The sequence below is a fragment of the Hasllibacter sp. MH4015 genome, assembly GCF_020177575.1.
Classification (GTDB): Bacteria; Pseudomonadota; Alphaproteobacteria; order Rhodobacterales; family Rhodobacteraceae; genus Gymnodinialimonas.
The window spans coordinates 370028-396324 of record NZ_JAHTBK010000001.1 but is presented as its reverse complement, the minus strand read 5'-3'; the positions used below and the strand labels follow the sequence as shown (position 1 = coordinate 396324).

Here is a 26297-nt window from a genome sequence, read left to right as displayed (position 1 = left end):
CCATAAGGACAACGCCCATTCCGTGACATAGAGGCAGGTCACAACATGAGCATGACAGGTTTTTTGCGCGCTTGCCTTCTGGGCTGCGCCACACTTCTTTTTCAACCCACCGCCCCGGCTGAGGCCCAGGCGCTTCGCGTCGTCGAAGGCGAAAGCACCGGCACCTTGCGCGTTCCGATGAACCGCGCCGTCGTGGTGGAAAGTGAAATGTTGTTCGCCGAACTTTCGGTGGCGAACCCGATGATCGCGGACATCGCAACACTCTCGGAACGGTCGATCTACGTTTTGGGCCGCGCGCCGGGCCGCACCACGATGACATTGCTTGGCGCCGACGGCTCCCTGATCGCGAATGTCGAGGTCCAGGTGGTCCCCGATGTCGCGGAACTGCGCGAACGTCTGCGCGAAATCCTTCCCGGTGAACCGGTCGAGGTTCGCACCGCCAATGACGGCATCGTCCTTTCGGGGACCGTCGGGTCCAGCCAGGTTGTCGACCGCGCCATGGCGCTGGCCGAACGCTATGCACCGGGCGGCGTGTCCAACCTGATGATGGTCGGTGGCACGCAGCAGGTGATGTTGCAGGTGCGTTTCGCCGAAATGCAGCGCACCGTCCGCCAGGAACTCTCCACGTCCCTGGGGATCGGCGCCACGGCCGGCAATTTCGGCCAAAGCACCGGGACCGGCAGCCTCAACGGCGCAACGCAATTGGGCAACGGTTTCGACGTGCCGGGCGGTTTGCAGGGTCGCAACGGCGGGCTCGGCGTCAGCTTCTCCGCCGGTGGCCTTCAGCTTTCGATCCTGCTGGAAGCCCTTGAAAGCAACGGCATGGTCCGCACGCTGGCCGAACCGAACCTGACCGCACTCAGCGGGCAGACGGCGAATTTCCTGGCGGGTGGCGAATTCCCGATCCCCACGGAATCGGAATCCGGCGGCACGACCGTCGAATTCAAGCCCTTCGGTGTCCAGCTCTCCTTCACACCCACGGTTGTGGACGACGACATCATCAACCTCAGCCTGAGCGCCGAGATCTCCTCGATCGGTGAGATCATTGCCGCCACGGGCGCGCCTGCGGTCAATACCCGCTCCGCCTCCACCACGGTGGAAATGCGGGACGGCGAAAGTTTCGCGATCGCGGGCCTCTTGCAGGATGATTTCCGCAATTCCGTGGGCGAAGTTCCATGGCTCGGCGATCTTCCGGTCCTCGGCGCGCTGTTCCGCTCGGCCTCCTACCAGCGGTCGCAATCGGAACTGGTCCTGATCGTCACGGCACATCTCGTGAGCCCCGTCCGGGGGGAGGCGCTGGCCCTTCCGACCGACCGGGTTCGCATCCCGACCGAGCAGGAATTGTTCTTCATGGGCAGCGTGGTCGGTGCCGCACCGGCCGCCGGAACCCCCGCGGGCGACGTGGCCCAACAGGACTTCTCCGGCTCTTACGGCTATGTCCTGGATTGAGGAGACGACAGATGACCAAACCCCTTCGCTCCCCCGCCATCCTCGGCCTCGGTCTCAGCGCCATGCTCATCTTGACGGGTTGCGGCAGCTGGAACCCGGTTGAAACCGGCCGCCCCCTCGGCAGCCACCTGGATGAAGGCAGCTTCGGCGAGCCCACGGCGCGCAATATCGCCTTCCACAACGGGGAGCTGCATTATGCAGAAGCCCTGGGCCTGCGCTTCGCCGAGGAGGTGCCGACAACCATCAACTTCGCCTTCAACTCGGCCGCGTTGGATGAAACCGCCCGGGCGATCCTTCGCCAGCAGGCGCAGTTCATCCGCCACTTCCCGGAGGTTCGGTTCTCGGTCTACGGGCACACCGATGCGGTCGGCAGCCGGGCCTACAACCATCGCCTCGGCCTGCGCCGGGCGCGCGCGGCGGTGAACTACCTGGTGAGCCAGGGCATCAGTCGCCATCGGTTGGAGGCGCTCGTCTCACTCGGAGAAACCCAGCCCATCGTCCCAACCGAGGGGCAGGAGGTCAGGAATCGCCGTACCGTCACGGAAGTGACCGGCTTCGTCGCCAATAACCCCATGGTGCTTGATGGGCGCTACGCCGAAATCATCTACCGCACCTATCGCGGCGGCGGTGCGGGTGGTGCGGCCCCTGCCGGCGGCTGACAGGCCCCGAAAACTCAACAAAATCAACCGCGTCAGGCCCACCTGGCGCGGTTTTTCTTTGTTTCGCGATCCGGCCATAACCAAGCGATAGCCCGCGAATTGTAAACGTAATCCCTTTTTTAGGTCCCATTCTCGCCGTTTTTCCCCGGCACGTTCATCTTCGGGAAGGACCGGTATGGCAGGCGTCATGCCGCGACTTGTGGGTCCACGGATCGGCCGATCGAGCAAACAAGGCCAACCGTGGGTCAAATGAATGGATCCGGGTAATCCGGGCAGATTGGGAATTTGAGGAATGAGTAGCGGACTGGCATTACGATCCGAACCTGCGCCAATCGTGGCATGCACGGTATCTAGCAACGTTCATCACTTCGGTCTGCTGATCGAAGACATGGAAACGGAACTGGGCGAAGCCTGGGGCGATCTGGGCTTCGAGGAAGCGCGCGATTTCATGGGTGCGCTCGAACCGGGCGGCCTTGAATTCGTGGCCCTTGCGGTGCGCGAACAGGATGAAGCCGACCTTGGCCGCGTGGGAGAGGTGATCAACGCCGCCCGCGCCAAGGACATCAAGGTTATCCTGATCCCCGAGAACCTCACGACGGCTGGCTTGAGAGAGTTGTTGCGTTTGGGCGCGGACGATTTCGTCCCCTACCCGCTTGCCGATGGCGCGCTCCACGACGCCATCGAGAAGATCCGGCAGGAGGCGGAGGCTCCGCCCCCGCTCCAGACCGCCAAGCAGACGGAGGCGTCGGCCCCCGTGACCGGGCAGCGTTTGGGTGGGAAGGCCGCGATCTTCGCGACCCAGAACCTCGCCGGCGGCACCGGTGCCTCCACCCTGGCCGTGAACATGGCGTGGGAATTGGCCAATATCGACAAGAAGAATCCGCCGTCGGTCTGCCTGATCGACTTCGATCTGCAACACGGCTCGGTCGCGACATATCTGGACCTGCCCCGACGCGAAATCATGCTGGAGCTGCTCCAGGACGCCACGAACATGGATGTCGATGCGTTCAAGCAGGCCCTGGTCGGGTTCGAAGATCGCCTGTCGGTCTTCACGACCCCGGCGGAAATCGTCCCGCTCGACATCATCGGCCCCGATGAGGTCACGGCGATCATGGACCTCGCGTCGGAATGCTTCGACATCGTCATCATCGACATGCCGCGCAGCGTCGTGATGTGGACGGAAACGGTGCTCAACCGCGCCGACATGTTCTTCACTACGCTGGAGCTTGACCTGCGCTCGGCCCAGAACGCGATGCGGTTCATCAAGGCCTGCCGGTCCGAGGAATTGCCCCTCGAAAAGGTGCAGTTCGTCCTGAACCGCGCGCCCGGCATGACCGATCTCAACGGCAAGAACCGGATGAAAAAGATGGCCGAAAGCCTTGGCGTCACCTTCTCCAACATGCTGCCCGACGGCGGCAAGCTGGTCATGCAGGCCGGCGACAACGGGGAGCCCTTGGCAGAAGCCGCCAAGAAAAACCCCCTGCGCAAAGAGATCATGAAACTGTCCGACGGTTTGTACAAGGCCATGGTGTCTGACACCCAGGCAAAAGGGTAAGTAGATGTTTTCAAAGTATAAAAAGTCCGCCGCGGCAGGTGTCGCACCGCTCGCGGAGGTCAAGAAGACCGCCGCGCCCGAGCCTGAAGCCGCCCCCGGCCCCGATGCGCACGCGCCGAAGGTTGCCCGCAAACCAACCGCCGCCACCCCCGTGGCAACGCCTGCGGAAGAAACGGCGGTCGACAAGGACAAGAAGCGCCGCCTGCGCCTCGATGAAATCAAGACGGAGATGCATCACCGTCTTCTGGACAACCTCAACCTGTCCGCCCTCGAAGGCGCCAAGGAATCCGAGCTGCGCTCGGAGATCACGGCCATCACGAGCGAACAGCTGTCCGAGATGGGCGTCGTGCTCAACCGCGAGGATCGTCAGACCCTCAACGTGGAATTGTTCGACGAAGTCACGGGCCTCGGCCCGCTGGAACCGCTTCTCAAGGACGATGGCGTCAACGATATCCTCGTCAACGGTCCCAACCGGGTGTTCGTGGAGCGCGCCGGTAAACTCACGCTCAGCGACGTGCGCTTCAAGGATGAACGCCACCTTCTGCGGATCATCGACAAGATCGTGTCCGCCGTGGGTCGCCGCGTCGACGAATCGAACCCCTACGTCGACGCCCGCCTCAAAGACGGCTCTCGTTTCAACGCGATGGTGCCGCCGGTGGCCGTGGACGGCTCGCTGGTCTCCATTCGTAAGTTCAAGAAAGAGAAACTGGGCATTGATGACCTGGTGAAATTCGGCGCTTTCTCGGAAGAGATGGCGGCGTATATCCAGGCTGCCGTGGCCTGCCGCCTGAACGTCATCGTCTCCGGCGGTACGGGTTCGGGTAAAACGACGACGCTCAACGCGCTCAGCTCGTTCATCGACAATTCCGAACGCATCCTGACGATCGAGGATACGGCCGAACTCCAACTGCAACAGGTCCATGTGGGCCGCATGGAATCCCGCCCGCCCAACGTGGAAGGCAAGGGCGCCGTGACCCAGCGCGACTGTCTGAGGAACGCCCTGCGTATGCGTCCCGACCGTATCATCGTGGGGGAAACGCGTGGCGAGGAAGTGATCGACATGCTCCAGGCCATGAACACCGGCCACGACGGATCCATGACCACGATCCACGCCAACAACGCGCGCGACGCCTGTTCGCGCCTTGAAAACATGGTCGCCATGGCCGGTATCGAGATGCCGCTGAAGGCCGTGCGTGCCCAGATCTCCTCCGCCGTGCACCTGATCGTGCAGGCCTCCCGCCTGCAAGACGGCTCGCGCCGGATGGTCTCCATCACGGAAGTGACGGGGATGGAGGGGGAAGTGATCTCGATGCAGGAGGTGTTCCGCTTTCAGCGCACCGGCCTGATGCCCGATGGTACGATCCAAGGCCACTTCACGGCCTGTGGCGTCCGCTCCCATTACTCCGAACGGTTCCGCCAGTGGGGCTACGATCTGCCCAACGCGATCTACGAACCGATTGCCGCTCAATAAGGACGCGCGCCCATGGAACTGTCCATTGAACCATTGATCTATATCGGCATCTTCGTCGGCATCATCATGCTGGTCGAAGGGGTCTATCTGGCGATCTTCGGAAAATCCATCAGCCTCAATGCGCGGGTGAACCGCCGCCTGAACATGCTGGAGAAGGGATCGACCCGCGAAGACGTCCTGGCCAAGCTCCGCAAGGAAATGGACCAGCACAAGGGCTCCATATCCCTGCCCTTCTACACGCTGATCGCTGACAAGGCGCAGAAGGCGAACATCGCGTTTACCCCGCAGCAGCTGATGCTTGTGATGGTGGGCGTGGCGGTCTTCGCGTTTCTCTTGCTGACCATCCTGACAGGCGCATCCATGCCGCTGCGCATCCTGTGCGCGATCGTCTTCGGCGTCGGCGGCGTGTTCGTCTGGGTCAACAACAAGGCCAAGAAGCGCATCGCCCTGATCGAGGAGCAATTGCCCGACGCCGTCGAATTGATGGTGCGCTCGCTGCGCGTGGGTCATCCCTTCGTTTCGGCGATCAACACGGTCAGCCGCGAGATGTCGGACCCGATCGCGTCGGAGCTGGGGATCATCGCCGATGAGGCCGCCTATGGCCGCGACGTCTCGGAATCAATCCGTTCCATGGCTGAACGACTGGACCTCCAGGACATGCGCTTTCTCGCTGTGGCCGTGGGCATTCAGCAGACATCGGGCGGCAACCTGGCCGAGATCCTGCAAGGCCTCGCCGACGTGATCCGCGCCCGCTTCAAGTTGTTCCGCAAGGTCAAGGCCATCACGGCCGAGGCGAAGTGGTCCGGCAACTTCCTGTCGGTTTTCCCGATCCTCGCGCTCATCGGCATCAATGTCATGCAGCCCGATTACTACGCCGAGGTGATCGACACCCCCGCCTTCATCCCCGCCTGTGCCGTGGTGGCCGTCATGCTTGGCCTCAACATGGTCATCATGCGGATGCTGGTGAACATCAAAGTGTAACGCGCGGGTCCGCGCGCCGAAATGAAAGGGGGCAGCGAAGGCCCCCAAGTAGAAAGAGCAGTCCGATGGAATTCATTCGCGGTATGATTGAGAAGCTCAACGCCTTCCTGGTGGAGCAGTTGGGCGAACTCGGCCCCCTGATCGCCGTGGGCGGATTGGGCGTTCTGCTGGTTCTCATCGCCATCCCGACGGTGATGAAGAAATCCAAGGACCCCTACAAGAAACTGCGCGAATCCCGTGGCGACGGCACGACAGACGGCAAGCGCGACCGCCTGCGCCTTGGCGGCAAGAACGAGAAGCTGGACCGTTTCGCCCAGTACCTCGAACCCCAGGATGAGGAGGAGTTGTCCGCAACCCAGCTTCAGATGATCCGGGCGGGCTATCGCTCCAAATCCTCGATCCAGATGTTCAACTTCGCCAAGCTCGCCCTTGGCATCGGCGGCCTGATCCTCGGCACGCTTTACGTCATGGTGTCGGGCGGCGGCGGATCGGCGCAGAATTCCGTCCTCATGGTCATTATCCCCGGCTTCGTCGGCTACTACGCCCCGAAATACTGGATCACCAAGCGCATCCAGACGCGCGAGGATCAGATCAATTCCGGTTTTCCCGACGCGCTTGACCTGATGTTGGTCTGCGTGGAAGCGGGCCAATCGCTTGACCAGGCCATCATCAAGGTGGCTCGCGAGATCAAGGCGTCCTATCCCCCGCTGGCCGAGGAATTCGAGATCGTGAGCTACGAGATGAAAGCCGGCAAGGACAAGACCAAGGTCCTGCGCGACATGGGCGAACGGGTCGGCATCCAGGACGTGAACTCCTTCATCACCACGCTGATCCAGTCGGCCACGTTCGGCACGTCTGTGGCCGAGGCGTTGCGGGTCTACGCATCCGAAATGCGGGACAAGCGGGTTCTGCGGGCCGAGGAAAAGGCCAACAAGCTGCCCACGAAGCTGACGCTCTTCACGATGCTCTTCTGTGTGCCGCCGCTCCTGATCATCCTGATCGGACCCTCGATCTACGGCATCGCCACCGACCTGGGCGGCAGCTGATCGCGGCGACCGCGCCGACCTCGAAGATTGTTAACGACACCGGGCGCCCGCATCGACTATGCTGGCGCCCGAGCAGTTCCAAACCACACGAGGCCGGTGGTGCGCCCGCACGTCCTTCTTCCACTCCTGATGGCCCTTGCGGCCTGTAACGGCACGCCGCGTCTCGATACCGGGTTCGAAGGGCTGGACGCGCCCGAGGGTGTGGGAGAGTTGGAGGAAGGCATCGACGGCATGGTCGTCGGCGACCGTCTGATGGATGCGGGCGAGTTTGAGCTGGCGCTCAGGGCCTATTACCGCGCCGGGGCGGAGGATGGCGTGAACGTCGATCTTCTGACCGCGATCGGGGCCGCGAACCTCGCGCTGGGGCGCCTGGGACAGGCCGAAGACCAATTTCGCGCCGCCTTGGCCGAGGATGACGGCTTTGTCCCTGCCCTCAACAATCTGGGCGCAACCCTCATAGAACAAGGGGAATACGGCGAAGCACGGCGTATTCTGGAACAGGCCTTCGCATTGGATAGTGGCGGATCGGAAACGATTCGCGACAACCTGCGCCTCGCGATAGCGCGAATGGAAAATCAGGTATATGATGAAGGTAATGAGCAAAATCGGCCCGGGCTGATCCGTCGGGGTGGAGGGCGTTACACGCTGACCACCGCAGGATAGGCTCCGGGACAAAAATACATGAAGGCACGGCGACAAGATCGTGCCAAATGAATGAGGCAGAGCATGAAACGTACCCTCCGGTTCGCCCCGGCGGCTGTTGCCGTCCTTGCCGTTGCAGCGTGCAACAGCACCACGGAAGCCGATGTCGAACGCGCGCTCGATCCACTTAACGTGATCGACGAATCCAACCTCTCGGACATCATGCTGAACGCCGCCGCCCCGGACGAGGCGGTGAATTACTTCCGCCGGGCGGCCGCCGAAGATGGCGAGCGCATCGACCTGCAACGCGGGTTGGCCACCAGCCTCGTGCGCGCCGGACGTGCTGCGGAATCGTTGACGGTTTGGCAAGGGGTTGTGGCCCATGATGCCGCCATGGAACAGGACCGCGTAGATTATGCCGATGCCTTGATCCGCACCGGCGATTGGGACGGGGCGCAGGCGCAGCTCAATGCGATCCCGCCCACGTTCGAGACCTATGAACGCTACCGGCTGGAGGCGATGATCGCCGACAGCGAAGAAGAATGGGACCGCGCCGACAGCTTCTATGAAACCGCCGCCGGCCTCACCACACGGCCCGCCAACGTCTACAACAACTGGGGCTATTCGCACCTGACCCGCGGCGATTACCCCGGCGCGGAGGAGCTTTTCCTGCGCGCGATCTCCTACGATCCGGAGTTGTTTACCGCCAAGAACAACCTTGTCCTCGCCCGCGCGGCACAGGGCAATTACCAGCTTCCCCTCGTCAACATGACCCAGACCGAACGCGCGCAATTGCTCCATACCGCCGCACTGGCCGCGATCCGGCAGGGCGAAGTGGATACCGGGCGTGGCCTTCTCAATGAAGCGATCGACACCCATCCGCAGCATTTCGAAGCGGCGGTCACGGCCCTGCGCGCCCTTGAAGCGTAAGGAGGTTTGAGATGCTTTCGACCCTGTCCCTGACTTTCACGGAGGCGCTTTGGTTCTTCCCCCTCGCGTTCCCGATTTGCGTTTGGGTCGCCTTGTCGGACCTGCGGCAGATGCGCATCCCCAACGTCGCGGTGCTGGCCCTGACCGGTGTCTTCGTCGTGACGGGCCTCTTCGTGCTGCCGCTCGACGCCTATCTCTGGCGGTTGGCCGCGTTGGCCATCGTGCTTGTTGCGGGCTTCATCATCACGTCGCTCGGCCTGATCGGTGCGGGGGACGCGAAATTCGCCGCCGCCATGGCACCCTTTATCGTGCCCGCCGATTACCTGCTGTTCCTCGCCCTCTTCAGCCTTGTCCTCATCGGCACCTACGCGATGCACCAAGGCGCGCGCCGCGTGCCGGCCGTGCGCCGGGCAACGCCCCACTGGACATCGTGGGAACAGGGCAAATTGTTCCCGATGGGCGTGGCCCTGGGTGGCGCGCTGGCGATTTATCTCGCAATGGGGCTGAGCACCGGGCTTTAAGCCCGAAACCGACAAATCTCTGCCCCATTCCGGGGGCAGACTGCGCCAGGTTTTATTGAGCGGAGATTACGCGCATGAACATGCAGGTCACTGATCCCGGTTTCGCCCCGCCCGCGCTGCGCAAACTGGAAGACACCGGGCTGACAATCGTGATGATGCGGGACATCCTGCTCAAGACGATCTTCCGCAAGAATGTCGAACAGGCCTCCGAAATCGCCAAGGCGATCTGCCTGCCCATTCCGCTGACCACGCAGTTGATCGACATGCTGCGGGAAATGAACCTGTTACAAGCCACCGGCACGCTTCACGCGACCTCGTCAAGCGAGATGGGCTTTCAGCTGACCGATGGCGGCAAGGCCCGCGCCCTCGATGCCCTGTCTCAGTCCGAATATTACGGCCCGATGCCGATCCCGCTTGAGGATTACAAGATCCAGGTCAAGCGCCAGTCGATCCGCGACATCAAGCTGACCCGTGACATGCTGGAAGCCTCCATGGGCCACCTGATCCTGCCCGACGGTCTGATCGACCAGCTTGGGCCAGCCGTGGGGTCGGGCCGCTCGGTTCTGATGTACGGCCCCCCCGGCAACGGTAAATCCTCCATCGCCGAAGGCATCCGTGCCGCGATGGGCGACAACATCTATGTCCCCCACGCGTTGGCCTATGCCGGTCAGGTCATCACCGTCTTCGACCCGATCGTCCACACGCCGGTCAAACAGGAAGACAGCGCCGAACAAAGCCCGCTTCGCAAGAACGCCGCGCGGTTCGACACGCGCTACCTGCTGTGTACGCGCCCCACGGTGATGACCGGTGGTGAATTGTCCCTGGCGATGCTGGACCTCAACTACAACGCGGTCAGCCGCACCTATCAGGCGTCACTGCAACTGAAATCCACCGGCGGCGTCTTCATCGTGGATGACCTTGGCCGACAGGAAGAACCGCCCCAGGCGTTGATCAACCGCTGGATTGTCCCGATGGAGGTCAATTACGACATCCTCGCCCTGCAATCGGGCGAGAAGTTCGAGGTGCCGTTCGATACGCTCGTCGTGTTCTCGACCAACTTCCATCCCAACGAGATCTTCGACCAGGCCGCCCTGCGCCGTATCTTCTTCAAGGTGAAGATCGACGGCCCGAACCAGGAGCAGTTCCTGAAAATCTTCGCCATGGTCGCGAAGAAGAAGGGCATCCCGCTGGACGAGGCATCGCTGATCCACATGCTCAAGACGAAATACCCCACGATCGACAATATCTACGCCAACTACCACCCGGTGTTCCTGTGCGATCAAATCCGAGCGATCTGCGATTTCGAGGGGATCGACTACCAGATGCGCCCCGAATTCATCGACCGCGCATGGGAAAATCTCTACGTCAAGGAAGAGAAAATCGTGCATTGATGGACGGCGCACCGTATCCGGGTGCGGATGCGTCCCCGTACGAAATTTACGAGCTCGCTGGCATTTACTACAACGCGGCGTCTCATCTTTTCGGTCAAGCGCAGCACATGGTCGGCGGGGAATGGCAATTGCCAGCCCGGCTTTGCGCCATCCACTCGATCGAACTTTACCTGAACGCTTATCTCAGGTTCCGCGGCGAACCCGCCGCCAAAATTCGTGGCCGACACCATGAGCTATGGCACACCGGTTTCGCGGACGTCTTGCGTTTGCGAAAGAAGACGTCGGAGCACCTGAAGTGGATGTCGGACAATCGCGAATATCTGGTCGTGCGGTACGCACCAGATCAGCGGCAGACGCTTTCGCAATCCAACCGGATGCTATCCACGCTGGTAGAGATAATGACTAAGTCGAACGCTATCCCCGTTTGACACCGGTCCAAACGTGCGATCAGGGTCATATCGAGAATATATACCAGACCTATACCGCACCTATACCGGTTCTATATCCCGATTTTCGCCCTATCTTCCGGGCATGGACACGCTCGCCCCCCCTGCCCTCCCGCCTCAGATCGAAGGCTGGTTTGCCGCCCGCGGCTGGTCCATTCACCCCCATCAGCGCGAGATGCTGGCGCTGGCGGACCAGCCTTGCCAACTCCTCATCGCACCGACCGGAGGCGGCAAGACGATGGCCGGATTTCTACCCACATTGGCGGAGCTTGCGGACGGAAATCACGAGGGCATTCACACGCTTTATATCAGTCCGCTCAAGGCGCTCGCCGCCGACATCAAGCGCAACCTCACCGGCCCGTTGGAGGAGATGGGGCTGCCGATCCGGGTCGAGGATCGGACCGGCGACACGCCATCGAGCCGCAAGAAACGGCAGCGCGCCGACCCGCCCCACATCCTGTTGACCACGCCGGAAAGCCTCGCATTATTAACAAGTTACGAGGATGCGCATCGCACCTTCGCAGGCCTGCAGCGGGTGATCGTCGACGAGATTCATGCGCTCAGCGAAAGCAAGCGCGGCGACCAGTTGATGCTGGCACTCTCCCGGCTCAGCACCCTGGCCCCCGACCTGCGACGCGTGGGGTTGAGCGCCACGGTGGAAGACCCGGAGGCGATTGCCCGCATCCTCGCCAAGAACCCCGATCCCTGCACGATCCTGCAGGCCGATCCCGGCCCCGATCCCGACATCTCCATGCTGCGGATCGACACTCCGCCGCCGTGGTCTGGCGGCGGCGGCAAGTATTCCATCCCGGCCGTACTGGAGCAGGTGAAGGCCCACAATACGACCCTGATCTTCCACAACACCCGGGCCCAGGCGGAGCTGTATTTCCACCACCTCTGGCTCGCCAACGAGGATCAAATCCCCATCGGCATCCACCACGGCGCCCTCGCCCGCGAACAGCGGGAAAAGGTGGAACAGGCCATGGTGAACGGCGATCTGAAGGCCATTGTATGCACCGGTTCGCTCGACCTCGGCATTGACTGGGGGGATGTGGATCTGGTGATCCAGGTGGGCGCGCCGAAGAACGTCAAGCGGCTGGTACAGCGGATTGGGCGCGCAAATCACCGCTACAACGCGCCGTCCAAGGCCCTGATCGTGCCTGCAAACCGGTTCGAGGTCATTGAATGTGTCGCGGCCCTGCAAGCGGTGCGGGAGCAGACGCTTGACGGGGACACGGACCATACCGGCCCCCTTGACGTGCTCTGCCAGCACATCCTGATCCGCGCCTGTGCCGGGCCCTTCACCGCCGACGATCTCTACGCCGAGGTCATCACGGCGGGCGCCTATGCCGACCTGCCGCGCGCCACCTTCGACCGTTGCCTCGATTTCGCGGCAACTGGCGGCTACGCGCTCCGCGCCTATGACCGATGGCAGCGGCTGATCGAGCACGGGGGCGTGTATCGCCTGCGCGACCCCCGTGCCACGGCGCGCATCCGCATGAATATCGGCACCATCGTCGATGCCGACAAGATGGCCGTCCGCTACCAACGAAACCGGGGCGGCAAACCCTTGGGCGAGGTGGAGGAATACTTCGCCTCCACCCTGCGCAAGGGGGACACGTTCCTGATCGGCGGCCAGATCGTGCGCTACGAGGGGATGCGCGAAATGACTGTGGAGGTCAGCCGAACCCCCTACGAAAAGCCCAAGATCGCCACTTTCATGGGCACCAAGTTCGCTACGTCCACCCAGCTGAGCGACCGCATCCTGACCATGTTCCGGCAAGACGATTGGCCCGAGCTTCCCCAGCACACCCGCGATTGGCTGAAGCTGCAACGGGACGTGTCGCAATTGCCGGAAAAGGACCGTCTTCTCGTGGAAAGCTTCCCCCATGACGGGCGCGAACACCTGGTCGCCTACGGGTTTGCCGGGCGTAACGCGCAGCAGACCCTTGGCCTGTTGCTGACGCAGCGGATGGAGGAGCAGAAGCTGAACCCGATGGGCTTCGTTGCGACGGATTATGCCACCCTAATCTGGGGGCTGGACCAGGTGGACGACGTCCGCCCGCTGTTTTCCCGCGACAACCTGTTGGAAACGATGGAGAGATGGCTGGCCGACAACGCCGTGATGAAGAAGACCTTCAAAGGTAGCGCGATCATTGCGGGCCTTGTGGACCGCTCGCTGCCCGGCGGAAAGCGCAAGACCGGGCGACAGGCGACATTTTCCACCGACATCCTCTATGACACCTTGCGCAAATACGACCCGAACCACGTGATGCTGGAAATCACCCGGAACGAGGCGATGCGCGGCATGGTGGATTTCGGCAGGATCGAGGGCATGTTGGCCCGCATCGGCGACCGGATCGACCACCGCATCCTGACCCGCGTCACGCCGCTTGCCGCGCCGCTTTTCCTTGAACCCAGCCGGGTGCCGATCAAGGGCCTTGCCAACGAGCGCCTGCTGGCGGAGGAGGCGGAGCGCCTGATGACAACCGCAGGTCTGGAATTTGGCGCGCAGCCTGCGTGATGCCTTGCGCCGCGCCGCCTTGCGGGACTATGAACGAAACATGAACGACCTTCCCTTCACTTTCCGCGGCGCGGCGCTTGCGGCACTCCCGTCGGGTGCGCTCCACTGGCGCGACGAAGGTGTGCTGATTGTCAGCGATCTGCATATGGGCAAGTCGGAACGCATGGCGCGGCGCGGTGGTCCGATGTTGCCCCCCTATGAGGTGGTGGAAACGCTGGACCGCCTGCTGGCGGACGTTGCGCGCACAACCCCGCGCACCGTGATCTGCCTTGGCGACAGCTTCGATGATCTGGCCGCCGCCCGCGCGACCGGGTCCGCTGTCGCGGAGCGGCTCGCCCCCGCGATGGCCGGACGCCGTTGGATCTGGATCGAAGGCAACCACGATCCCGGACCGGTCGATATCGGCGGAGAGCATCTGGCAGAGCTTGCACTGGGACCGCTTGTCTTCCGCCACATCGCGACGCCTTCCGGGGCAGCGGGGGAAGTGTCGGGGCATTACCATCCAAAGGCGCGCGTGCCGGTGCGCGGTGGCGCGATTACGCGGCGCTGCCTCTTGGTGGACGCGCAACGCATCATCCTTCCCGCTTATGGCACCTATACCGGCGGATTGTTCTGTCATCAGCCGGAGTTGTCCGCGCTCATGGCGGAAAACGCGCAGGCCATCTTGCTGGGACCCAGCCCCGTCGCCTTACCGATGCCGCGCTAATCCTCGACCCAACCGGCCTCTCGCAACGGGGCCAGACCATTCTGGCTGACGGGAAGGACGGTTCCCGTCTTCAAAGTCACGGCGTGGCGGCGTCCCACCGGCTCCACCGATTGAATGGCCGCCAGCGCGACCCAGTGGGATCTGTGAATGCGAGCGCCCGCCAGTTCTGACAATTCCTCAAGCGCGTCGGCGAACCGCATCCGAAGAATGCCCGTGCCCTTGTCGGTCGTGACCGTCAATTGCCGGTCGTTCGCGGACACCGATTGCACGTCGCCGCGGATCTCCGGGTCCAGTCGGCGCAGGAACGTGGGCAAGGGACGCTCTGTCGTGTCATCGGGGGCGCCATGCCCCTCCACCCGCTCGGCACCGCGCCGCATGTAGATCCGAACCAGAACCGGCATCAGGCAGATGACCCAGACAATCACGACATGCTCGATCAGCGCGATCGGCGTTGCGACATCGAATTCCATGAAGAACGCATTGAACGCCCAGACCGGTGGACCAAGGCAAAGGGCAATCGCAAACGCCGCCAGCGAGTCGACCCAAACCATCTGCCCCGGCACCAGGGCAAACACGGCCTTGCGGATATAGCAGGCGGGAACGATCAGCCCCATGATCAGCCCGCCCCAATACAGGAGCCGTTGGACAAAGCTGAACTGCTCATACGTCGTGAATGGCCCGACAAGGGCAGAGAGAAGGCTGGCAATGGCTGCGATTGCGATCCGAATGCCCCAATCCTGGTATGTCAGCTGGGGCACGCCTGCGGTCTTGATCGTCATGAGTGTTTTGGCTTTTGGTCTTGGGTCGCTGGCCGAAACCATATGAGGCTGGCACAATTAGGTTCAACCCCGGCAACCCATTGGATCAGGCAAAGGCGACATGATGACACCGGCAAAAGCAGCAATCGAGGCGAGCTTCGCCAAACAGGGTCTCATGCGCAGCTTCAAGGCGGGGATCGAGGAGATTGCAAGCGGCCGTGTCGTCCTGTCGATGCCGATCAGCCCCGCCATCGGGCAGCAGCATGGCGTGGCCCATGCCGGCGCGAGCTTCGCCCTGGGCGACAGCGCCTCGGGCTACGCGGCGCTTACCCTGATGGAGCCGGGCGCCGAGGTCATGACCGTTGAGATGAAGATCAACCTGATCGCACCCGCCGCCGGACGCCGCCTGATCGCGACGGGGGAGGTTGTCAAACCTGGCCGTCGGCTGATGATCACCCGATGCACCGTTCAGGCGGAGGCGGAGGATGGTATCCTCCGCGACGTGGCCCTGTTGCAGGGTACGATGATCCCGGTTTAGGCCGTCAGCCCCTCCGGCTCGTCCAGCCCGTGCGCGCGGCAGCACGCGGTCAGCGTATTGGCCAGAAGGCACGCGATCGTCATGGGTCCGACACCGCCGGGCACCGGCGTGATCGCCGCGGCGACCTCCGCGGCCTCGGCGAAATGCACATCCCCCAGAAGCTTGGTCTTCCCCGGCTTGTCGGGATGCGGAATGCGCGTGATGCCCACGTCGATCACGGTCGCACCGGGTTTCACCCAATCCCCGCGGACCATCTCCGCCCGTCCAACGGCAGCGACGAGGATGTCGGCCCTGCGGCACACCTCCGCCAGATCCTTCGTGCGGGAATGGGCGATCGTGACCGTGCAATTCTCCTGCAACAGAAGCTGGCCCATGGGCTTGCCGAACAGGTTCGACCGGCCAATCACCACCGCCTCTTTGCCGGTCATGTCGCCGACCTGATCCCGCAGCAGCATCAGGCATCCCAGCGGCGTACAGGACACGAGCCCCTTCTCGCCACTGGCCAGCAACCCCGCATTCACGACGCTCAACCCATCTACGTCCTTGGCCGGGTCGATCCGCGCCACGACGCGCCGCTCATCCAGGTGATCGGGGACCGGGAACTGGCACAGGATGCCATGAACCGACGCATCGGAATTCAATGTGTCGATCAACGCGAAGAGGTCGTCTTCGGAGGTATCGGCGGGCAACCGATGCTCGAAGGAGGCCATTCCGACCTCCACCGTCTGCTTGTGCTTGGCGGCGACATAGACCTCGCTTGCCGGGTCCGCGCCCACGAGGATCACCGCCAGGCCCGGCGTAATCCCGTGATCCGACGTCAGGCGCGCGACATGCTCCGCCACCTGCGCCCGCACATCCGCCGCAAAGGCTGTGCCGTCGATCTTCGTCGCTGTCATCAGAACAGGCCCTCGATCTGGCCGTCATCGTTGAGGTGGATCGCCTCGGCCGAAGGTTTGCGCGGCAGGCCGGGCATGGTCATGATCTCTCCGCAGACCGCGACGATGAAGCCCGCACCAGCCGACAGCCGAACCTCCCGCACGGGGATGGTGAAGCCCGTGGGGGCGCCGCGCTCGTTCGGGTCGGTGGTGAAGGAATATTGCGTCTTCGCCATGCAGACCGGCAAGTTGCCATAGCCCTGCTCCTCCCACAGCTTCAGCTGGTCGAGGATCTTCTTGTCCATCACCGCCTCATCCGCGCGGTAGATTTTCCGGCAGACGGTCTGGATTTTCTCGGCGAGCGGCATGTCGTCGGCGTAGAGCGTCTCGAAAGCCGCCTCCCCCCGGTCGATCACCTCCACAACCTTCTCGGCCAGCGGCGCGGAGCCTTCGGACCCAAGCTCCCAATGGCGGGACAGCACGGCCTCGGCGCCCTGTTCGGCGACGTAATCCTTCACCGCCTGCACTTCCGCATCGGTGTCGGTGACGAAATGGTTGATGGCCACCACGACCGGAACGCCGAAGCCCTTGAGATTCTCGATATGGCGGCCAAGGTTCGGGCAGCCCGCCTTCACCGCGTCCACGTTCTCCGCACCCAGATCGGCCTTGGCGACGCCACCATTCATCTTCATCGCACGCACGGTCGCGACACAGACCACGACCGACGGCGCGAGCCCCGCCTTGCGGCACTTGATGTTCATGAACTTCTCGGCACCCAGATCGGCCCCGAAGCCCGCTTCCGTCACCACGTAATCGGCCAGTTTCAGGGCCGTCGTCGTCGCTATGACGGAATTGCAGCCATGGGCGATGTTGGCAAACGGCCCGCCATGGACAAAGGCCGGATTGTTTTCCAGCGTCTGCACCAGGTTCGGCTGCATCGCGTCCTTCAGGAGCACCGTCATCGCGCCGTCGGCCTTGATGTCACGCGCATAGACCGGCGACCGGTCGCGGCGGTAGGCCACGATCATGGCGCCCAGACGTTCCTGCAAATCCTTCAAATCCTTGGCGAGGCACAGGATCGCCATGACCTCGGAGGCCACGGTAATGTCAAAGCCCGCCTCACGCGGGAAGCCGTTCGCCACGCCGCCGAGGGACGCCGTGATCTGCCGCAGCGCGCGGTCGTTCATGTCGACGACGCGGCGCCAGACAACCCGGCGCACGTCAATCTCAAGCTCATTGCCCCAATAGATGTGGTTGTCGATCATCGCCGACAGGAGCGAATGGGCCGAAGTGATGGCGTGGAAGTCGCCGGTGAAATGGAGGTTCATCTCCTCCATCGGCACCACTTGCGCATAGCCGCCGCCGGCCGCCCCGCCCTTCATCCCGAAGTTCGGGCCAAGGGACGCCTCGCGGATACACACCATCGCGTTCTTGCCGATGCGGTTCAGGCCGTCGCCCAACCCCACGGTCGTCGTCGTCTTGCCTTCCCCCGCAGGGGTCGGGTTGATCGCGGTCACCAGGATCAGCTTGCCGTTCTCACGATCCTGGACGGAGTTGATGAACGCCTGGCTGACTTTCGCCTTGTCGTGGCCATAGGGCAGCAGATCGGCACTCTCGATACCGATCTTCGCTCCGATGTCCTGGATCGGTTTCTTCTGCGCCTCGCGGGCGATTTCGATGTCGGATTTGTAGCCCATGGCGCGCTCTCCCGGTCGCATTTGTCTTTGTCTTACTCGCCTATAGCGGGCGTGGCTGCCTTGGACAGGGTCAATTCCGACATTTTCTCAAAGCATCCCGCCATGTGCCCGGGCGCGGGTTTCCAAAAGGAAAATCGAAGAAGAATCGGAACCAACGGGTTCTGGTAACCGTTTATTAGGCAGACCGCGGGATATTGCGGGTGAAGACCAACACCTAAGGGGGAAGACCATGCGCTTTCATGCAGTCAGCTTTATTCTCTATTCCGGCCTCGCACTTGGCATGAGTGCAGGGATCGCGGTGCTTGCCGTCGCTTAACCCCGGACCTCGTCCAGATGCGTCCAGACCGGCTGGTCGGGAACGTGCAGGCGCAGTGTTGATCCAACGCGGATCGTGCCCTCCCGTTCAACCCATGCCGTCACGCCGCGCCGCCCCATCGCGGCTGGCTTGAACCGTTTCCCATATCCCGGATGGGCCGCCTCGATCGGCTTTCCCGGCAGTACGCAGGGGCGGTTCTCCATATCCACCACCAAAGTCGCACCGCTATCCACGTCCTGAAGTCGGGACGACGGCGGAAGATGCGTGAAGTCCGGCAGACCCGCCACCATGATCGACGCGCCGATCAGCGACGGATGAAGATCGGGCAACCCCATATCGGCGGCGATGGCCGCCACCTCTTCTTCCGACACGATACAGATCTGTCGCGTATTGCGTATTTCCGTCCCGCGTGGATGTTGCGACGTAACGCGGCTACAGGACGGGCGCGTCAGGCCCCCGCGGCTTTCCTCCGCCAGCCCCGCGAAGCTCAGCGACATAGCGTCCAGCATGTCCGTCTCCAGCGCGGCGGTCCGGTCCCGGTTCACCCCGAGCCATGCCACCGTCGCCTGGAAATCGGTCGGCTTGAGTGCTGGCATCCTGCATTCCCCCATTGAGCGTGGCACAAGTGACGACAGCGCGCGCGAACGTTCAAGAGGCATTGCCGCATCGGCACCAAAGCGTGCTAGGCTACGCACGACCCAAGACGGAGGACGGACACGATGCAAGACCCCAAGGATTTCATGGCGCAAGCCAAGGCGCAGATGGACAAATGGGCCGAGGAGATGTCCAAGATGCAGGCCAAGATGGCCGATGCCGGCGCGGCGGGACAGGCTCAGATGGTCAAGCAGATGGAAGCGTTGAACGAACAACGCAAACACGCCGAGAAGCATATGGAAGAGCTTGGCAAAGCCAACATGGACGCCGCACAGGACATCCAGGCCTCCATGCAGAAGGCGTGGAATGAGATGGAGAAATCCATGTCCGAGGCCCGCAAGAAGTTCATGGGCTGATGAACGCCCGGGTCCGTGGCGGATGGTTCACGGACCCCAACAACCAGAACGCCGCGCCCACGCGGCCCGGCAGAGCAGTAGGGACACGCAATGGCTTTCCTCAATCGCGTTGCTTACAAGCGACGGGCGACCGAATTAATCGCCGAGCTTGACCCGCCCTCGCGCAACTGCGCGGAGATTTCCGGCGCGTTCGGGAAGGGCTTTGACTTCAAGACGTTCGAAGAATTCCACTACCCCGATTACGACATCTGCAAGGACGCGTTTCGGGATGGGTCCGGCAAATTGCGCAAGTTCGACATGGTGATCGCGGACCAGGTTTGGGAACATCTGGACCGACCCTACGCCGCGACGAAGAATGTGCTGAAAATGCTCAACAAGGGGGGCATCTTCTATGTCTGCACCCCGTTCTATGTGCGCTACCATGCCTTCCCGGTCGATTGCAGCCGCTGGACCGCGCGCGGATTGACGAACCTGCTGATCGAATGCGGCTTTGACGCGGACAAGATCATGGCAGAGCAGTGGGGCAACCTGCCATCGGCCCAACGGGATTGTCAGAAGAAGTGGGCGAAATACGACCCCGAAATCGACGACCTGACGAATGATCCCAATTTCCCGATTGTCGCCTGGGCGCTTGCCACGAAATAGCCGCGCATCGCCACGCAAGAAAAAGCCCCGGCCAGTCGGTCGGGGCTTTTGCGATCTATCAGGTGCGGGTTAGGACGGTTCCGGCTCCATGTCGCCCGAAGGCTTGGCTTTGGGCTTCAGCTTCGGGATCGCCGTGATGGACGGCGTTCCGCCCGAGGACGGAGCCTCATCATCGTCGTCGCCACGGTTCAGCGGCTCCCCGGCGATGACCTTGCCGATCTCCTTACCTGTCAGCGTTTCGTATTCCAGCAAACCCTGGGCAAGCCGCTCCAGATCGTCGCGCTTTTCGGTCAGGATGCGCTTGGCGGTCTCATAGCCTTCGTCGACCAGTTCCTTGACCTTGTCGTCGATCACCTTCTGGGTCGCGGCGGAGTGCGAGGTGCCACCCCCGTATGATCCCAGATGCGACTGCTGCTCGTTGGCATAGTCGATATAGCCAAGCTCCTCGGCATAGCCGAATTGCGTCACCATCGCACGGGCGATCCGTGTCACCTGCTGGATGTCGGACGCAGCACCCGAGGTGATGTTCTCCTTGCCGAAAACCAGTTCCTCCGCCACGCGGCCGCCCATCGCCATGGCGATCTTGGACGTGTATTTCCGGTACGAGACACTCAATTGATCGCGTTCGGGCAGGCTCAGCACCAAACCAAGCGCGCGGCCCCGCGGGATGATCGTCGCCTTGTGGATCGGATCATGGTCCGGGACATTCAGGCCAACGATGGCGTGGCCCGCCTCGTGATAGGCGGTCAGCTTCTTCTCGTCCTCGGTCATGACCATGGACCGGCGCTCCGCCCCCATCATGACCTTGTCCTTGGCGCTTTCGAAATCCTCCATCGTCACGAACCGGCGAGAGATGCGGGCCGCCGTCAGCGCCGCCTCGTTCACGAGGTTTGCAAGGTCAGCGCCCGAGAAACCGGGGGTGCCGCGCGCGATGATGCGCAGGTCCACGTCAGGGCCAAGCGGCACCTTGCGGGCATGGACGCCCAGAATGCGCTCGCGGCCCTTGATGTCAGGGTTCGGCACCTGCACCTGGCGGTCGAAACGACCGGGCCGCAGCAATGCGGGGTCCAGAACATCGGGGCGGTTGGTGGCGGCCACGATGATGATGCCTTCATTGGCCTCGAACCCGTCCATCTCCACCAGCAGCTGGTTCAGCGTCTGTTCGCGCTCGTCATTACCGCCGCCGTAGCCCACGCCACGGGACCGGCCCACAGCGTCGATCTCGTCGATGAAGACGATACAAGGCGCGTTCTTCTTGGCTTGCTCGAACATGTCGCGCACACGGGATGCACCCACACCCACGAACATCTCCACGAAGTCGGAGCCCGAGATGGTGAAGAACGGCACGCCCGCCTCCCCCGCGATGGCGCGGGCCAGAAGCGTCTTACCGGTACCCGGGGGGCCCACCAGAAGCGCGCCCTTGGGGATTTTGCCGCCAAGGCGCGAGAACTTCTGCGGATTGCGCAGGAATTCGACGATCTCCTCCAGCTCTTCCTTGGCCTCGTCGATGCCCGCCACGTCATCGAAGGTCACGCGGCCATGCTTTTCGGTCAGCAGTTTGGCTTTGGATTTGCCAAAGCCCATCGCGCCACCCCGGCCACCGCCCTGCATCCGGTTCATGAAGAAAATCCAGATGCCGATCAGGACCAGCACCGGCAGCCACAGCGACAGCACGCTCAGGAAGCCCGACTGCTCCTGCGGGCGCGCCTCGATCCGGACGTCGTTGGTCAAAAGCGTATTCGTCGGCTCCGCATCGCCGGGGGCCACGGTGGTGAAGACACCCTCAGACGTCGTGAACTGAACGCTTTCGCCATCGAGTGTGGCCGAAGAAACCGCCCCGTTTTCAACCTGTTCCACGAAATCGGAATAGGGCACCGTGCGGCTGTTCACTTGGCTTTGGCCCCCGGAAAAGAGGTTGAACAAGGCCAGGATCAACAGGAACAGAATGACCCAGAAGGCGACATTTCTCGCATTGCCCAAGGGAGGTCTCCTAAAAAGAGTAGGGCGCGGATCACCGCGCGTTCTGACTAAGATAAGCCCTACACCCCCAAGTTCAACGCGATTCCAGCAAACGGGTGAAAGTGTCCGCAATCGGGCGGAACCTCGCTTCGACCCGTGAGCCGAAGCCGAGCGCGGGGCAGGCGACCAGCCGCGTGCCGTCGAATACCGCCGGAAGCGCCAGCGCGGCGGCATGGGGCGGGGTGTCAGCCGGTTTTTCCGCGATCTGTCGCCATCCCTCCGGGCCCAAAGCCGCGACCTCCAACGCCGCGATGTCGGATGCGTCCAGGACCCATCGGCGATCCCAAAGCGTGCCGACCGCGCCACGCAAGTCCTTGACCGCCTCGTATTCCCGGAAGACGCGGATGTCCTGCGCGTTGAGCGAAACTTGCGCCCCGTGAAGCGTGCCGCCGCCGCCGCCAAGCACCCGGTCGAGCAAGCCCTCCAACCCTTGCGCGCGGGGCCGGTACGGAGCGGACGCCACCCATCGCAACGCGCCGGACAGAAGCCGCATCTGCGTTTCGCGATCACATTCGCCCAAGGCGCCGCGCTCGATCAGAAGGCTGCCCGTGGGGCATCCATTCACCAATTCGGGGCGGACCGCGTGGCGCGCGACCTCGGCGGCGCGGGCGCGCAATGCGGTGCCCGCCCGTTCCATCCGGCGCGCGGTATCGGCCAGCGTCCCGGTGTCGATCCCCAGTTCAGATAGAACGGCGCGCGCTTTTACACGGTCGAAGCGGGGATCGTCGTTCGACGGATCGTCCACGTAAGGCACCTTCAGGACGTCGATATGGTGCCGCAACGCCGCGCGCGACACGGTAAGGAGCGGGCGGATTACCGTGAACCCCGCATCGGTCGCATTCAACCGCACGTGCCGCTGCGCGGCCATCGCAGACAGCCCGTCCACGCCCGACCCGCGCGCAAGCCGCATCAGGAAGGTTTCCGCCACATCGTCCTGCGTGTGGGCGAACAGTACGTGTCGAATGTCCCCCCGCCAGCCGTCGATCAGCGAAAGCCGCGCGCGCCGCGCCGCGTCTTGCAGGTTCCCCTCCCCATCCCATGTCCAGCGCAGGATGTCGTGGGAATGGCCCAGGCTCGCGCATTCCCTTGCCACCAATGCAGCCTCGGCAGCGCTTTCGGGCCGCAGCCCGTGGTCGACGCTGACGACGTGCAGGCCGACACCAAACCTGCGCGCCCAATCATGGGCAAGCGTCAGCATCGCCATGCTGTCCCCGCCGCCCGACACGGCAAGGCCAATAAGTTCGGGAAAATGCGGACCAAGGAGCTGGCCCATCTGGCCCGCGAAATGCGCGGCCAGCGTTTCGGTCACTGGCAGCCCAGGCGCCCGCGTTCGGCCTGTGCTTCGGCCACAGCCGCGGTGCCGGGATAACGCACCGCAACCTCCGCCAGCGTCAGGCACGCCTCATCCGTCTGCCCGATCTGCGCCAGGGCCACGCCAAGGGAGGTCAGGGCCGCCGGGGCCCTCTGTCCCTCGGGCTGCGCCGTGAAACTGGCCAGGAACGCGCGCGCGGCCTGGTTCCAGCGGCCCTGGTTCACCTCCGCCTGGCCGCGCAGGAAATGCGCCTCCGCCGAAAGGGGGCCGCCCGGATAAGTCTCCGTGAAGGTCTCGAACAGGGTGACGGCATCGGCGAAGTTGCCCGCATCGAATGCGGCGCGCGCCCTGTCAAAATCGCTCTGCTCCGCCACGGCAAGGTTGCCTGTCCCGGCCTGCGGCAGGGGCGTGGCCGTGACCTCCCCCCCAGCCGTCGGCGCGGCGGGCGTGCTGCCGGCGGATGACGGCGTGACACCGCCCAGGGACGGCGTTTCACCCAAGCTGGAAATATCGCAAGACGTCTCCAATTCGCACAGGCGGAATTCAAGGTCACCGATCCGGTTCGTCCCGTCGCGCACGACATTATCAACGTCCAGTTGCAGACGCTCGGTCGCGGCGGTCAGGCGCTGCACCTCCGCCTCAATTGCGTTGACGCGGTCCAGTGTGGTCCCCGACGCGCCGGACCCCGACGCGCTGCCGGTCGTGTTCAATTCCGCGCGCAGGCGCTGGATTTCCACGTAGACGAGCGACAATTCCTGCCGGATGTCGGCCAGCGTCTGGTCCTGTGCCAGCGCCGGGCCGCTCACCAGCAGCGCGCAAAGGGCAACGGCCAGCCGCATGTCAGGCACCCAATCCGGCGGAGATCACGGTCACGGCGCGGCGGTTCTGGGAATAGCACGCCTCGTCCGAGCAGATCTGGATCGGGCGTTCCTTCCCGTAGGAGATCGTGCGCAGGCGTGCATCCGGAACTCCCTGACTGACCAGGTATTCCCGCACGGACGCCGCACGGCGTGCGCCAAGGGCAAGGTTGTATTCCCGTGTCCCCTGTTCATCGGCGTGGCCTTCGATCAGGGCGGTGAATTCGGGGTTGGACAGCAGCCATTGCGCTTGCCCGGCAAGGATTCGCTGCGCCTCCGGCGACAGGGTGGATTGGTCCACGGCGAACAGCACGCGGTCGCCCACGACCTCGTTGAAGTAGACGGGGCTGGACGGATCGCCCACGCCGCCGGCCCCACCGGCTGTCGCACCACCGGCCACTCCGGCGGCACTGTCACCGCCATTCAGGCCCCCTTGGGAACAGGCGGCCAGCGCCAATGTGCCGATCAGAAGCGCCGCGTGGACGGGGCGAAGGAAGGAAAATGTCATAAGCTCGGATCCTCGGATCTTGTTTTACTGAGTACTACCATGGGAGGGGCGATCACGCCAACTACCCTTGAAGCGGGGACCATGCCGGGTCCGATGCCATGCCGGGTGTCGCCACCCGTTGCAGGTTCCGGCCCGATATGTCGACGGAGTAGACCGCGGGCGCGCCATCGTCGCCCGGCGTCTCGCGGGTAAACATGATGACCCGGCCATTGGGGGCCCAGGTCGGCCCCTCATCCAGGAATGAGGAGGTCAGAAGCCGCTCTTCCGAGCCGTCGGTGCGCATCACACCGATATGGAAGCGCCCGTTTTCTTGCTTGGTGAACGCGATGTAGTCGCCGCGCGGGCTCCAGACCGGGGTGCCGTAGCGGCCCGACCCGGCACTGATCCGCCGCGCCTCCCCACCCGATGCGGGCATGATGTAGATCTGCTGATCGCCCGACCGGTCACTCTCGAAGACGATCTGATCGCCTTCGGGGCTGAAGGACGGCGCGGTTTCGATCGACGGGGCCTGGGTCAGGCGCGTGCGCGTCCCGCTGGCCAGATCAAGGGCATAGATGTCCGTGTTCCCGCCTTCCTCCAGGCTGAACACCACCGTCTGACCGGTGGGGGAGAAGCGTGGCGAGAAGGTCATGTTGCCGCCGGGGATCGCCTCCAGCGGGCGGCGCTGCACCGTGGCCACATCCATCAGGTAGACCTGCGGGAAGCCGGATTCGTAGCTTGTATAAAGGATCTGATCCCCGCTCGGGCTGAACCGCGGGGCCAGGACCAACGCGCGGGAATCGGTCAGGTACTGCACGTTCGCGCCGTCGTAATCCATGATCGCCAACCGCTTGAGACGGGCATTCTTCGGCCCTTCTTCGGCGATGAAGGCGACGCGGGTGTCGAAATACCCCGTCTCGCCGGTGATCCGGGAATAGACCTGATCGGCCACCGTGTGGGCCATGCGGCGCCAGCTGTCGGCGGGGCCCACGAATTGCAACCCCTCGCCCAACGGGGCCTGGCTGAACACGTCGAACAGACGGAAACGGACGACAAGCTGACCATCGCTGCGCTGCTCCACCGCGCCCGTGATCAGGGCCTGAGCGTTGATCGCCTGCCAATCGGGATAGCTGACCGGCGCATTGAAGCTTGTGACCTGCGCGATATGGGCCTCTGCCGGGATAGGCCGGAACAGGCCGGAACCGCGCAAATCGGCGGTGATGACGCGGCTGATATCGGCGGCCACGTCGCTTGCCCCGGTGCTCTCCGCGATGAAGGTCGGAAGGGCAAATGGCAGCGGTTCGATCACACCTTCGGTGATCTCAAGGCGCAAGGGTCCGTCCTGGGCCAGCGCGAGGCCGGGCAAGGCCGTGGACGCGGCCAGCATGGACGTCCTTTTCATAAAGCATCGGCGTGTCAGCATCGGGACCACCTCGTGTCTCAACTGAAGGATTTTGCGCTC

25 protein-coding genes are annotated in these 26297 nt (G+C 63.3%); 16 read left to right on the top strand and 9 right to left on the bottom strand.

Translation table 11 applies throughout. The annotated features are described in order from the left end of the window. Positions 1-45: 45 nt before the first annotated feature. From KUW62_RS02175 to pdeM, 13 genes are all read left to right on the top strand, one after another. Positions 46-1449: a type II and III secretion system protein family protein gene (locus KUW62_RS02175; RefSeq protein ID WP_224813875.1), complete on the top strand. Its 1404-nt coding sequence runs from the start codon at positions 46-48 to the stop codon at positions 1447-1449. A gap of 11 nt (positions 1450-1460) precedes the next feature. Further along, complete coding sequence (locus KUW62_RS02170; RefSeq protein ID WP_224813874.1) at positions 1461-2108, top strand: OmpA family protein; 648 nt, start codon at positions 1461-1463, stop codon at positions 2106-2108. A gap of 292 nt (positions 2109-2400) precedes the next feature. Continuing rightward, positions 2401-3663: an AAA family ATPase gene (locus KUW62_RS02165; RefSeq protein WP_224813873.1), complete on the top strand. Its 1263-nt coding sequence runs from the start codon at positions 2401-2403 to the stop codon at positions 3661-3663. Positions 3664-3667: 4 nt separating this feature from the next. Next, a complete protein-coding gene (locus KUW62_RS02160) occupies positions 3668-5134 on the top strand; it encodes a CpaF family protein (protein ID WP_224813872.1) in 1467 nt (488 codons plus the stop codon). Positions 5135-5146: 12 nt separating this feature from the next. Next, positions 5147-6115: a type II secretion system F family protein gene (locus KUW62_RS02155; RefSeq protein ID WP_224813871.1), complete on the top strand. Its 969-nt coding sequence runs from the start codon at positions 5147-5149 to the stop codon at positions 6113-6115. Positions 6116-6180: 65 nt separating this feature from the next. Beyond that, a complete protein-coding gene (locus tag KUW62_RS02150; protein WP_224813870.1) occupies positions 6181-7161 on the top strand; it encodes a type II secretion system F family protein in 981 nt (326 codons plus the stop codon). Positions 7162-7257: 96 nt separating this feature from the next. After that, complete coding sequence (locus KUW62_RS02145) at positions 7258-7824, top strand: tetratricopeptide repeat protein (protein ID WP_370632828.1); 567 nt, start codon at positions 7258-7260, stop codon at positions 7822-7824. A 63-nt stretch (positions 7825-7887) separates the two neighbouring features. Beyond that, positions 7888-8733, top strand: a complete 846-nt coding sequence (locus tag KUW62_RS02140) for a lipopolysaccharide assembly protein LapB (RefSeq protein WP_224813868.1) — start codon at positions 7888-7890, stop codon at positions 8731-8733. A gap of 11 nt (positions 8734-8744) precedes the next feature. Beyond that, complete coding sequence (locus tag KUW62_RS02135) at positions 8745-9254, top strand: prepilin peptidase (protein ID WP_224813867.1); 510 nt, start codon at positions 8745-8747, stop codon at positions 9252-9254. 74 nt (positions 9255-9328) lie between these two features. Continuing rightward, positions 9329-10645, top strand: coding sequence for an ATPase (locus KUW62_RS02130; protein WP_224813866.1), 1317 nt, complete (start codon positions 9329-9331; stop codon positions 10643-10645). Continuing rightward, on the top strand, positions 10645-11073 hold the full coding sequence (locus KUW62_RS02125; protein WP_224813865.1) for a hypothetical protein: 429 nt from the start codon (positions 10645-10647) through the stop codon (positions 11071-11073). The genes KUW62_RS02130 and KUW62_RS02125 overlap by 1 nt, the downstream gene beginning before the upstream one ends. Positions 11074-11176: 103 nt before the next feature. Continuing rightward, positions 11177-13615, top strand: a complete 2439-nt coding sequence (locus KUW62_RS02120; RefSeq protein WP_224813864.1) for a ligase-associated DNA damage response DEXH box helicase — start codon at positions 11177-11179, stop codon at positions 13613-13615. Between the two features lie 40 nt (positions 13616-13655). Beyond that, positions 13656-14321, top strand: coding sequence for a ligase-associated DNA damage response endonuclease PdeM (gene pdeM / locus KUW62_RS02115; RefSeq protein ID WP_224813863.1), 666 nt, complete (start codon positions 13656-13658; stop codon positions 14319-14321). On the opposite strand, the gene KUW62_RS02110 is transcribed toward pdeM, so the two are convergent. Further along, positions 14318-15100, bottom strand: a complete 783-nt coding sequence (locus tag KUW62_RS02110; RefSeq protein WP_224813862.1) for a LytTR family DNA-binding domain-containing protein — start codon at positions 15098-15100, stop codon at positions 14318-14320. The two genes, pdeM and KUW62_RS02110, sit on opposite strands and share 4 nt — an antisense overlap. Positions 15101-15203: 103 nt before the next feature. Here KUW62_RS02110 and KUW62_RS02105 point away from each other — a divergent pair, with 103 nt between their 5' ends. Next, entirely contained in the window at positions 15204-15617 is a 414-nt protein-coding gene (locus tag KUW62_RS02105; protein ID WP_224813861.1) for a PaaI family thioesterase, read from the top strand. Here the strand turns inward: KUW62_RS02105 and folD are convergent. The 3 genes from folD to KUW62_RS02090 all read right to left on the bottom strand — a co-directional run bounded on the left by folD (position 15614) and on the right by KUW62_RS02090 (position 19101). Then, the gene (gene folD / locus KUW62_RS02100) at positions 15614-16513 is read right to left on the bottom strand and encodes a bifunctional methylenetetrahydrofolate dehydrogenase/methenyltetrahydrofolate cyclohydrolase FolD (RefSeq protein WP_224813860.1); all 900 of its coding nucleotides are present in this window, start codon (positions 16511-16513) and stop codon (positions 15614-15616) included. The genes KUW62_RS02105 and folD overlap by 4 nt on opposite strands. Continuing rightward, positions 16513-18189, bottom strand: coding sequence for a formate--tetrahydrofolate ligase (locus KUW62_RS02095; protein ID WP_224813859.1), 1677 nt, complete (start codon positions 18187-18189; stop codon positions 16513-16515). The genes folD and KUW62_RS02095 overlap by 1 nt, the downstream gene beginning before the upstream one ends. Positions 18190-18501: 312 nt before the next feature. Then, positions 18502-19101 (bottom strand): MOSC domain-containing protein, encoded by a 600-nt coding sequence (locus KUW62_RS02090; protein ID WP_224813858.1) that lies wholly within the window; start codon positions 19099-19101, stop codon positions 18502-18504. Between the two features lie 123 nt (positions 19102-19224). Here KUW62_RS02090 and KUW62_RS02085 point away from each other — a divergent pair, with 123 nt between their 5' ends. Both KUW62_RS02085 and KUW62_RS02080 read left to right on the top strand, forming a co-directional pair. After that, positions 19225-19515, top strand: a complete 291-nt coding sequence (locus KUW62_RS02085) for a hypothetical protein (protein WP_224813857.1) — start codon at positions 19225-19227, stop codon at positions 19513-19515. Between the two features lie 90 nt (positions 19516-19605). After that, positions 19606-20160 carry a class I SAM-dependent methyltransferase gene (locus KUW62_RS02080; protein WP_224813856.1) on the top strand — a complete coding sequence of 185 codons (555 nt, stop codon included), beginning with the start codon at positions 19606-19608 and terminating at the stop codon, positions 20158-20160. A gap of 69 nt (positions 20161-20229) precedes the next feature. Here KUW62_RS02080 and ftsH read toward each other — a convergent pair whose 3' ends face one another. The 5 genes from ftsH to tolB form a co-directional block, all read right to left on the bottom strand. Continuing rightward, positions 20230-22140, bottom strand: a complete 1911-nt coding sequence (ftsH, locus tag KUW62_RS02075; protein ID WP_224813855.1) for an ATP-dependent zinc metalloprotease FtsH — start codon at positions 22138-22140, stop codon at positions 20230-20232. 73 nt (positions 22141-22213) lie between these two features. After that, positions 22214-23452, bottom strand: coding sequence for a tRNA lysidine(34) synthetase TilS (tilS, locus tag KUW62_RS02070; RefSeq protein ID WP_224813854.1), 1239 nt, complete (start codon positions 23450-23452; stop codon positions 22214-22216). A gap of 32 nt (positions 23453-23484) precedes the next feature. Continuing rightward, positions 23485-24330, bottom strand: a complete 846-nt coding sequence (ybgF, locus tag KUW62_RS02065) for a tol-pal system protein YbgF (RefSeq protein ID WP_224813853.1) — start codon at positions 24328-24330, stop codon at positions 23485-23487. A 1-nt stretch (position 24331) separates the two neighbouring features. Further along, complete coding sequence (pal, locus tag KUW62_RS02060; protein ID WP_224813852.1) at positions 24332-24856, bottom strand: peptidoglycan-associated lipoprotein Pal; 525 nt, start codon at positions 24854-24856, stop codon at positions 24332-24334. Positions 24857-24917: 61 nt separating this feature from the next. Next, a complete protein-coding gene (gene tolB / locus KUW62_RS02055; protein WP_224813851.1) occupies positions 24918-26222 on the bottom strand; it encodes a Tol-Pal system beta propeller repeat protein TolB in 1305 nt (434 codons plus the stop codon). Positions 26223-26297: the final 75 nt, after the last annotated feature.

Bases quoted from the DNA above. Each gene is read 5' to 3' on its own strand.
- KUW62_RS02175 (WP_224813875.1), top strand. From the start codon at position 46: ATGAGCATGACAGGTTTTTTGCGCGCTTGCCTTCTGGGCTGCGCCACA.
- KUW62_RS02170 (WP_224813874.1), top strand. From the start codon at position 1,461: ATGACCAAACCCCTTCGCTCCCCCGCCATCCTCGGCCTCGGTCTCAGC.
- KUW62_RS02165 (WP_224813873.1), top strand. From the start codon at position 2,401: ATGAGTAGCGGACTGGCATTACGATCCGAACCTGCGCCAATCGTGGCA.
- KUW62_RS02160 (WP_224813872.1), top strand. From the start codon at position 3,668: ATGTTTTCAAAGTATAAAAAGTCCGCCGCGGCAGGTGTCGCACCGCTC.
- KUW62_RS02155 (WP_224813871.1), top strand. From the start codon at position 5,147: ATGGAACTGTCCATTGAACCATTGATCTATATCGGCATCTTCGTCGGC.
- KUW62_RS02150 (WP_224813870.1), top strand. From the start codon at position 6,181: ATGGAATTCATTCGCGGTATGATTGAGAAGCTCAACGCCTTCCTGGTG.
- KUW62_RS02140 (WP_224813868.1), top strand. From the start codon at position 7,888: ATGAAACGTACCCTCCGGTTCGCCCCGGCGGCTGTTGCCGTCCTTGCC.
- KUW62_RS02135 (WP_224813867.1), top strand. From the start codon at position 8,745: ATGCTTTCGACCCTGTCCCTGACTTTCACGGAGGCGCTTTGGTTCTTC.
- KUW62_RS02130 (WP_224813866.1), top strand. From the start codon at position 9,329: ATGAACATGCAGGTCACTGATCCCGGTTTCGCCCCGCCCGCGCTGCGC.
- KUW62_RS02125 (WP_224813865.1), top strand. From the start codon at position 10,645: ATGGACGGCGCACCGTATCCGGGTGCGGATGCGTCCCCGTACGAAATT.
- KUW62_RS02120 (WP_224813864.1), top strand. From the start codon at position 11,177: ATGGACACGCTCGCCCCCCCTGCCCTCCCGCCTCAGATCGAAGGCTGG.
- pdeM (WP_224813863.1), top strand. From the start codon at position 13,656: ATGAACGACCTTCCCTTCACTTTCCGCGGCGCGGCGCTTGCGGCACTC.
- KUW62_RS02110 (WP_224813862.1), bottom strand. From the start codon at position 15,100: ATGACGATCAAGACCGCAGGCGTGCCCCAGCTGACATACCAGGATTGG.
- KUW62_RS02105 (WP_224813861.1), top strand. From the start codon at position 15,204: ATGACACCGGCAAAAGCAGCAATCGAGGCGAGCTTCGCCAAACAGGGT.
- folD (WP_224813860.1), bottom strand. From the start codon at position 16,513: ATGACAGCGACGAAGATCGACGGCACAGCCTTTGCGGCGGATGTGCGG.
- KUW62_RS02095 (WP_224813859.1), bottom strand. From the start codon at position 18,189: ATGGGCTACAAATCCGACATCGAAATCGCCCGCGAGGCGCAGAAGAAA.
- KUW62_RS02090 (WP_224813858.1), bottom strand. From the start codon at position 19,101: ATGCCAGCACTCAAGCCGACCGATTTCCAGGCGACGGTGGCATGGCTC.
- KUW62_RS02085 (WP_224813857.1), top strand. From the start codon at position 19,225: ATGCAAGACCCCAAGGATTTCATGGCGCAAGCCAAGGCGCAGATGGAC.
- KUW62_RS02080 (WP_224813856.1), top strand. From the start codon at position 19,606: ATGGCTTTCCTCAATCGCGTTGCTTACAAGCGACGGGCGACCGAATTA.
- tilS (WP_224813854.1), bottom strand. From the start codon at position 23,452: ATGGGCCAGCTCCTTGGTCCGCATTTTCCCGAACTTATTGGCCTTGCC.
- ybgF (WP_224813853.1), bottom strand. From the start codon at position 24,330: ATGCGGCTGGCCGTTGCCCTTTGCGCGCTGCTGGTGAGCGGCCCGGCG.
- pal (WP_224813852.1), bottom strand. From the start codon at position 24,856: ATGACATTTTCCTTCCTTCGCCCCGTCCACGCGGCGCTTCTGATCGGC.
- tolB (WP_224813851.1), bottom strand. From the start codon at position 26,222: ATGCTGGCCGCGTCCACGGCCTTGCCCGGCCTCGCGCTGGCCCAGGAC.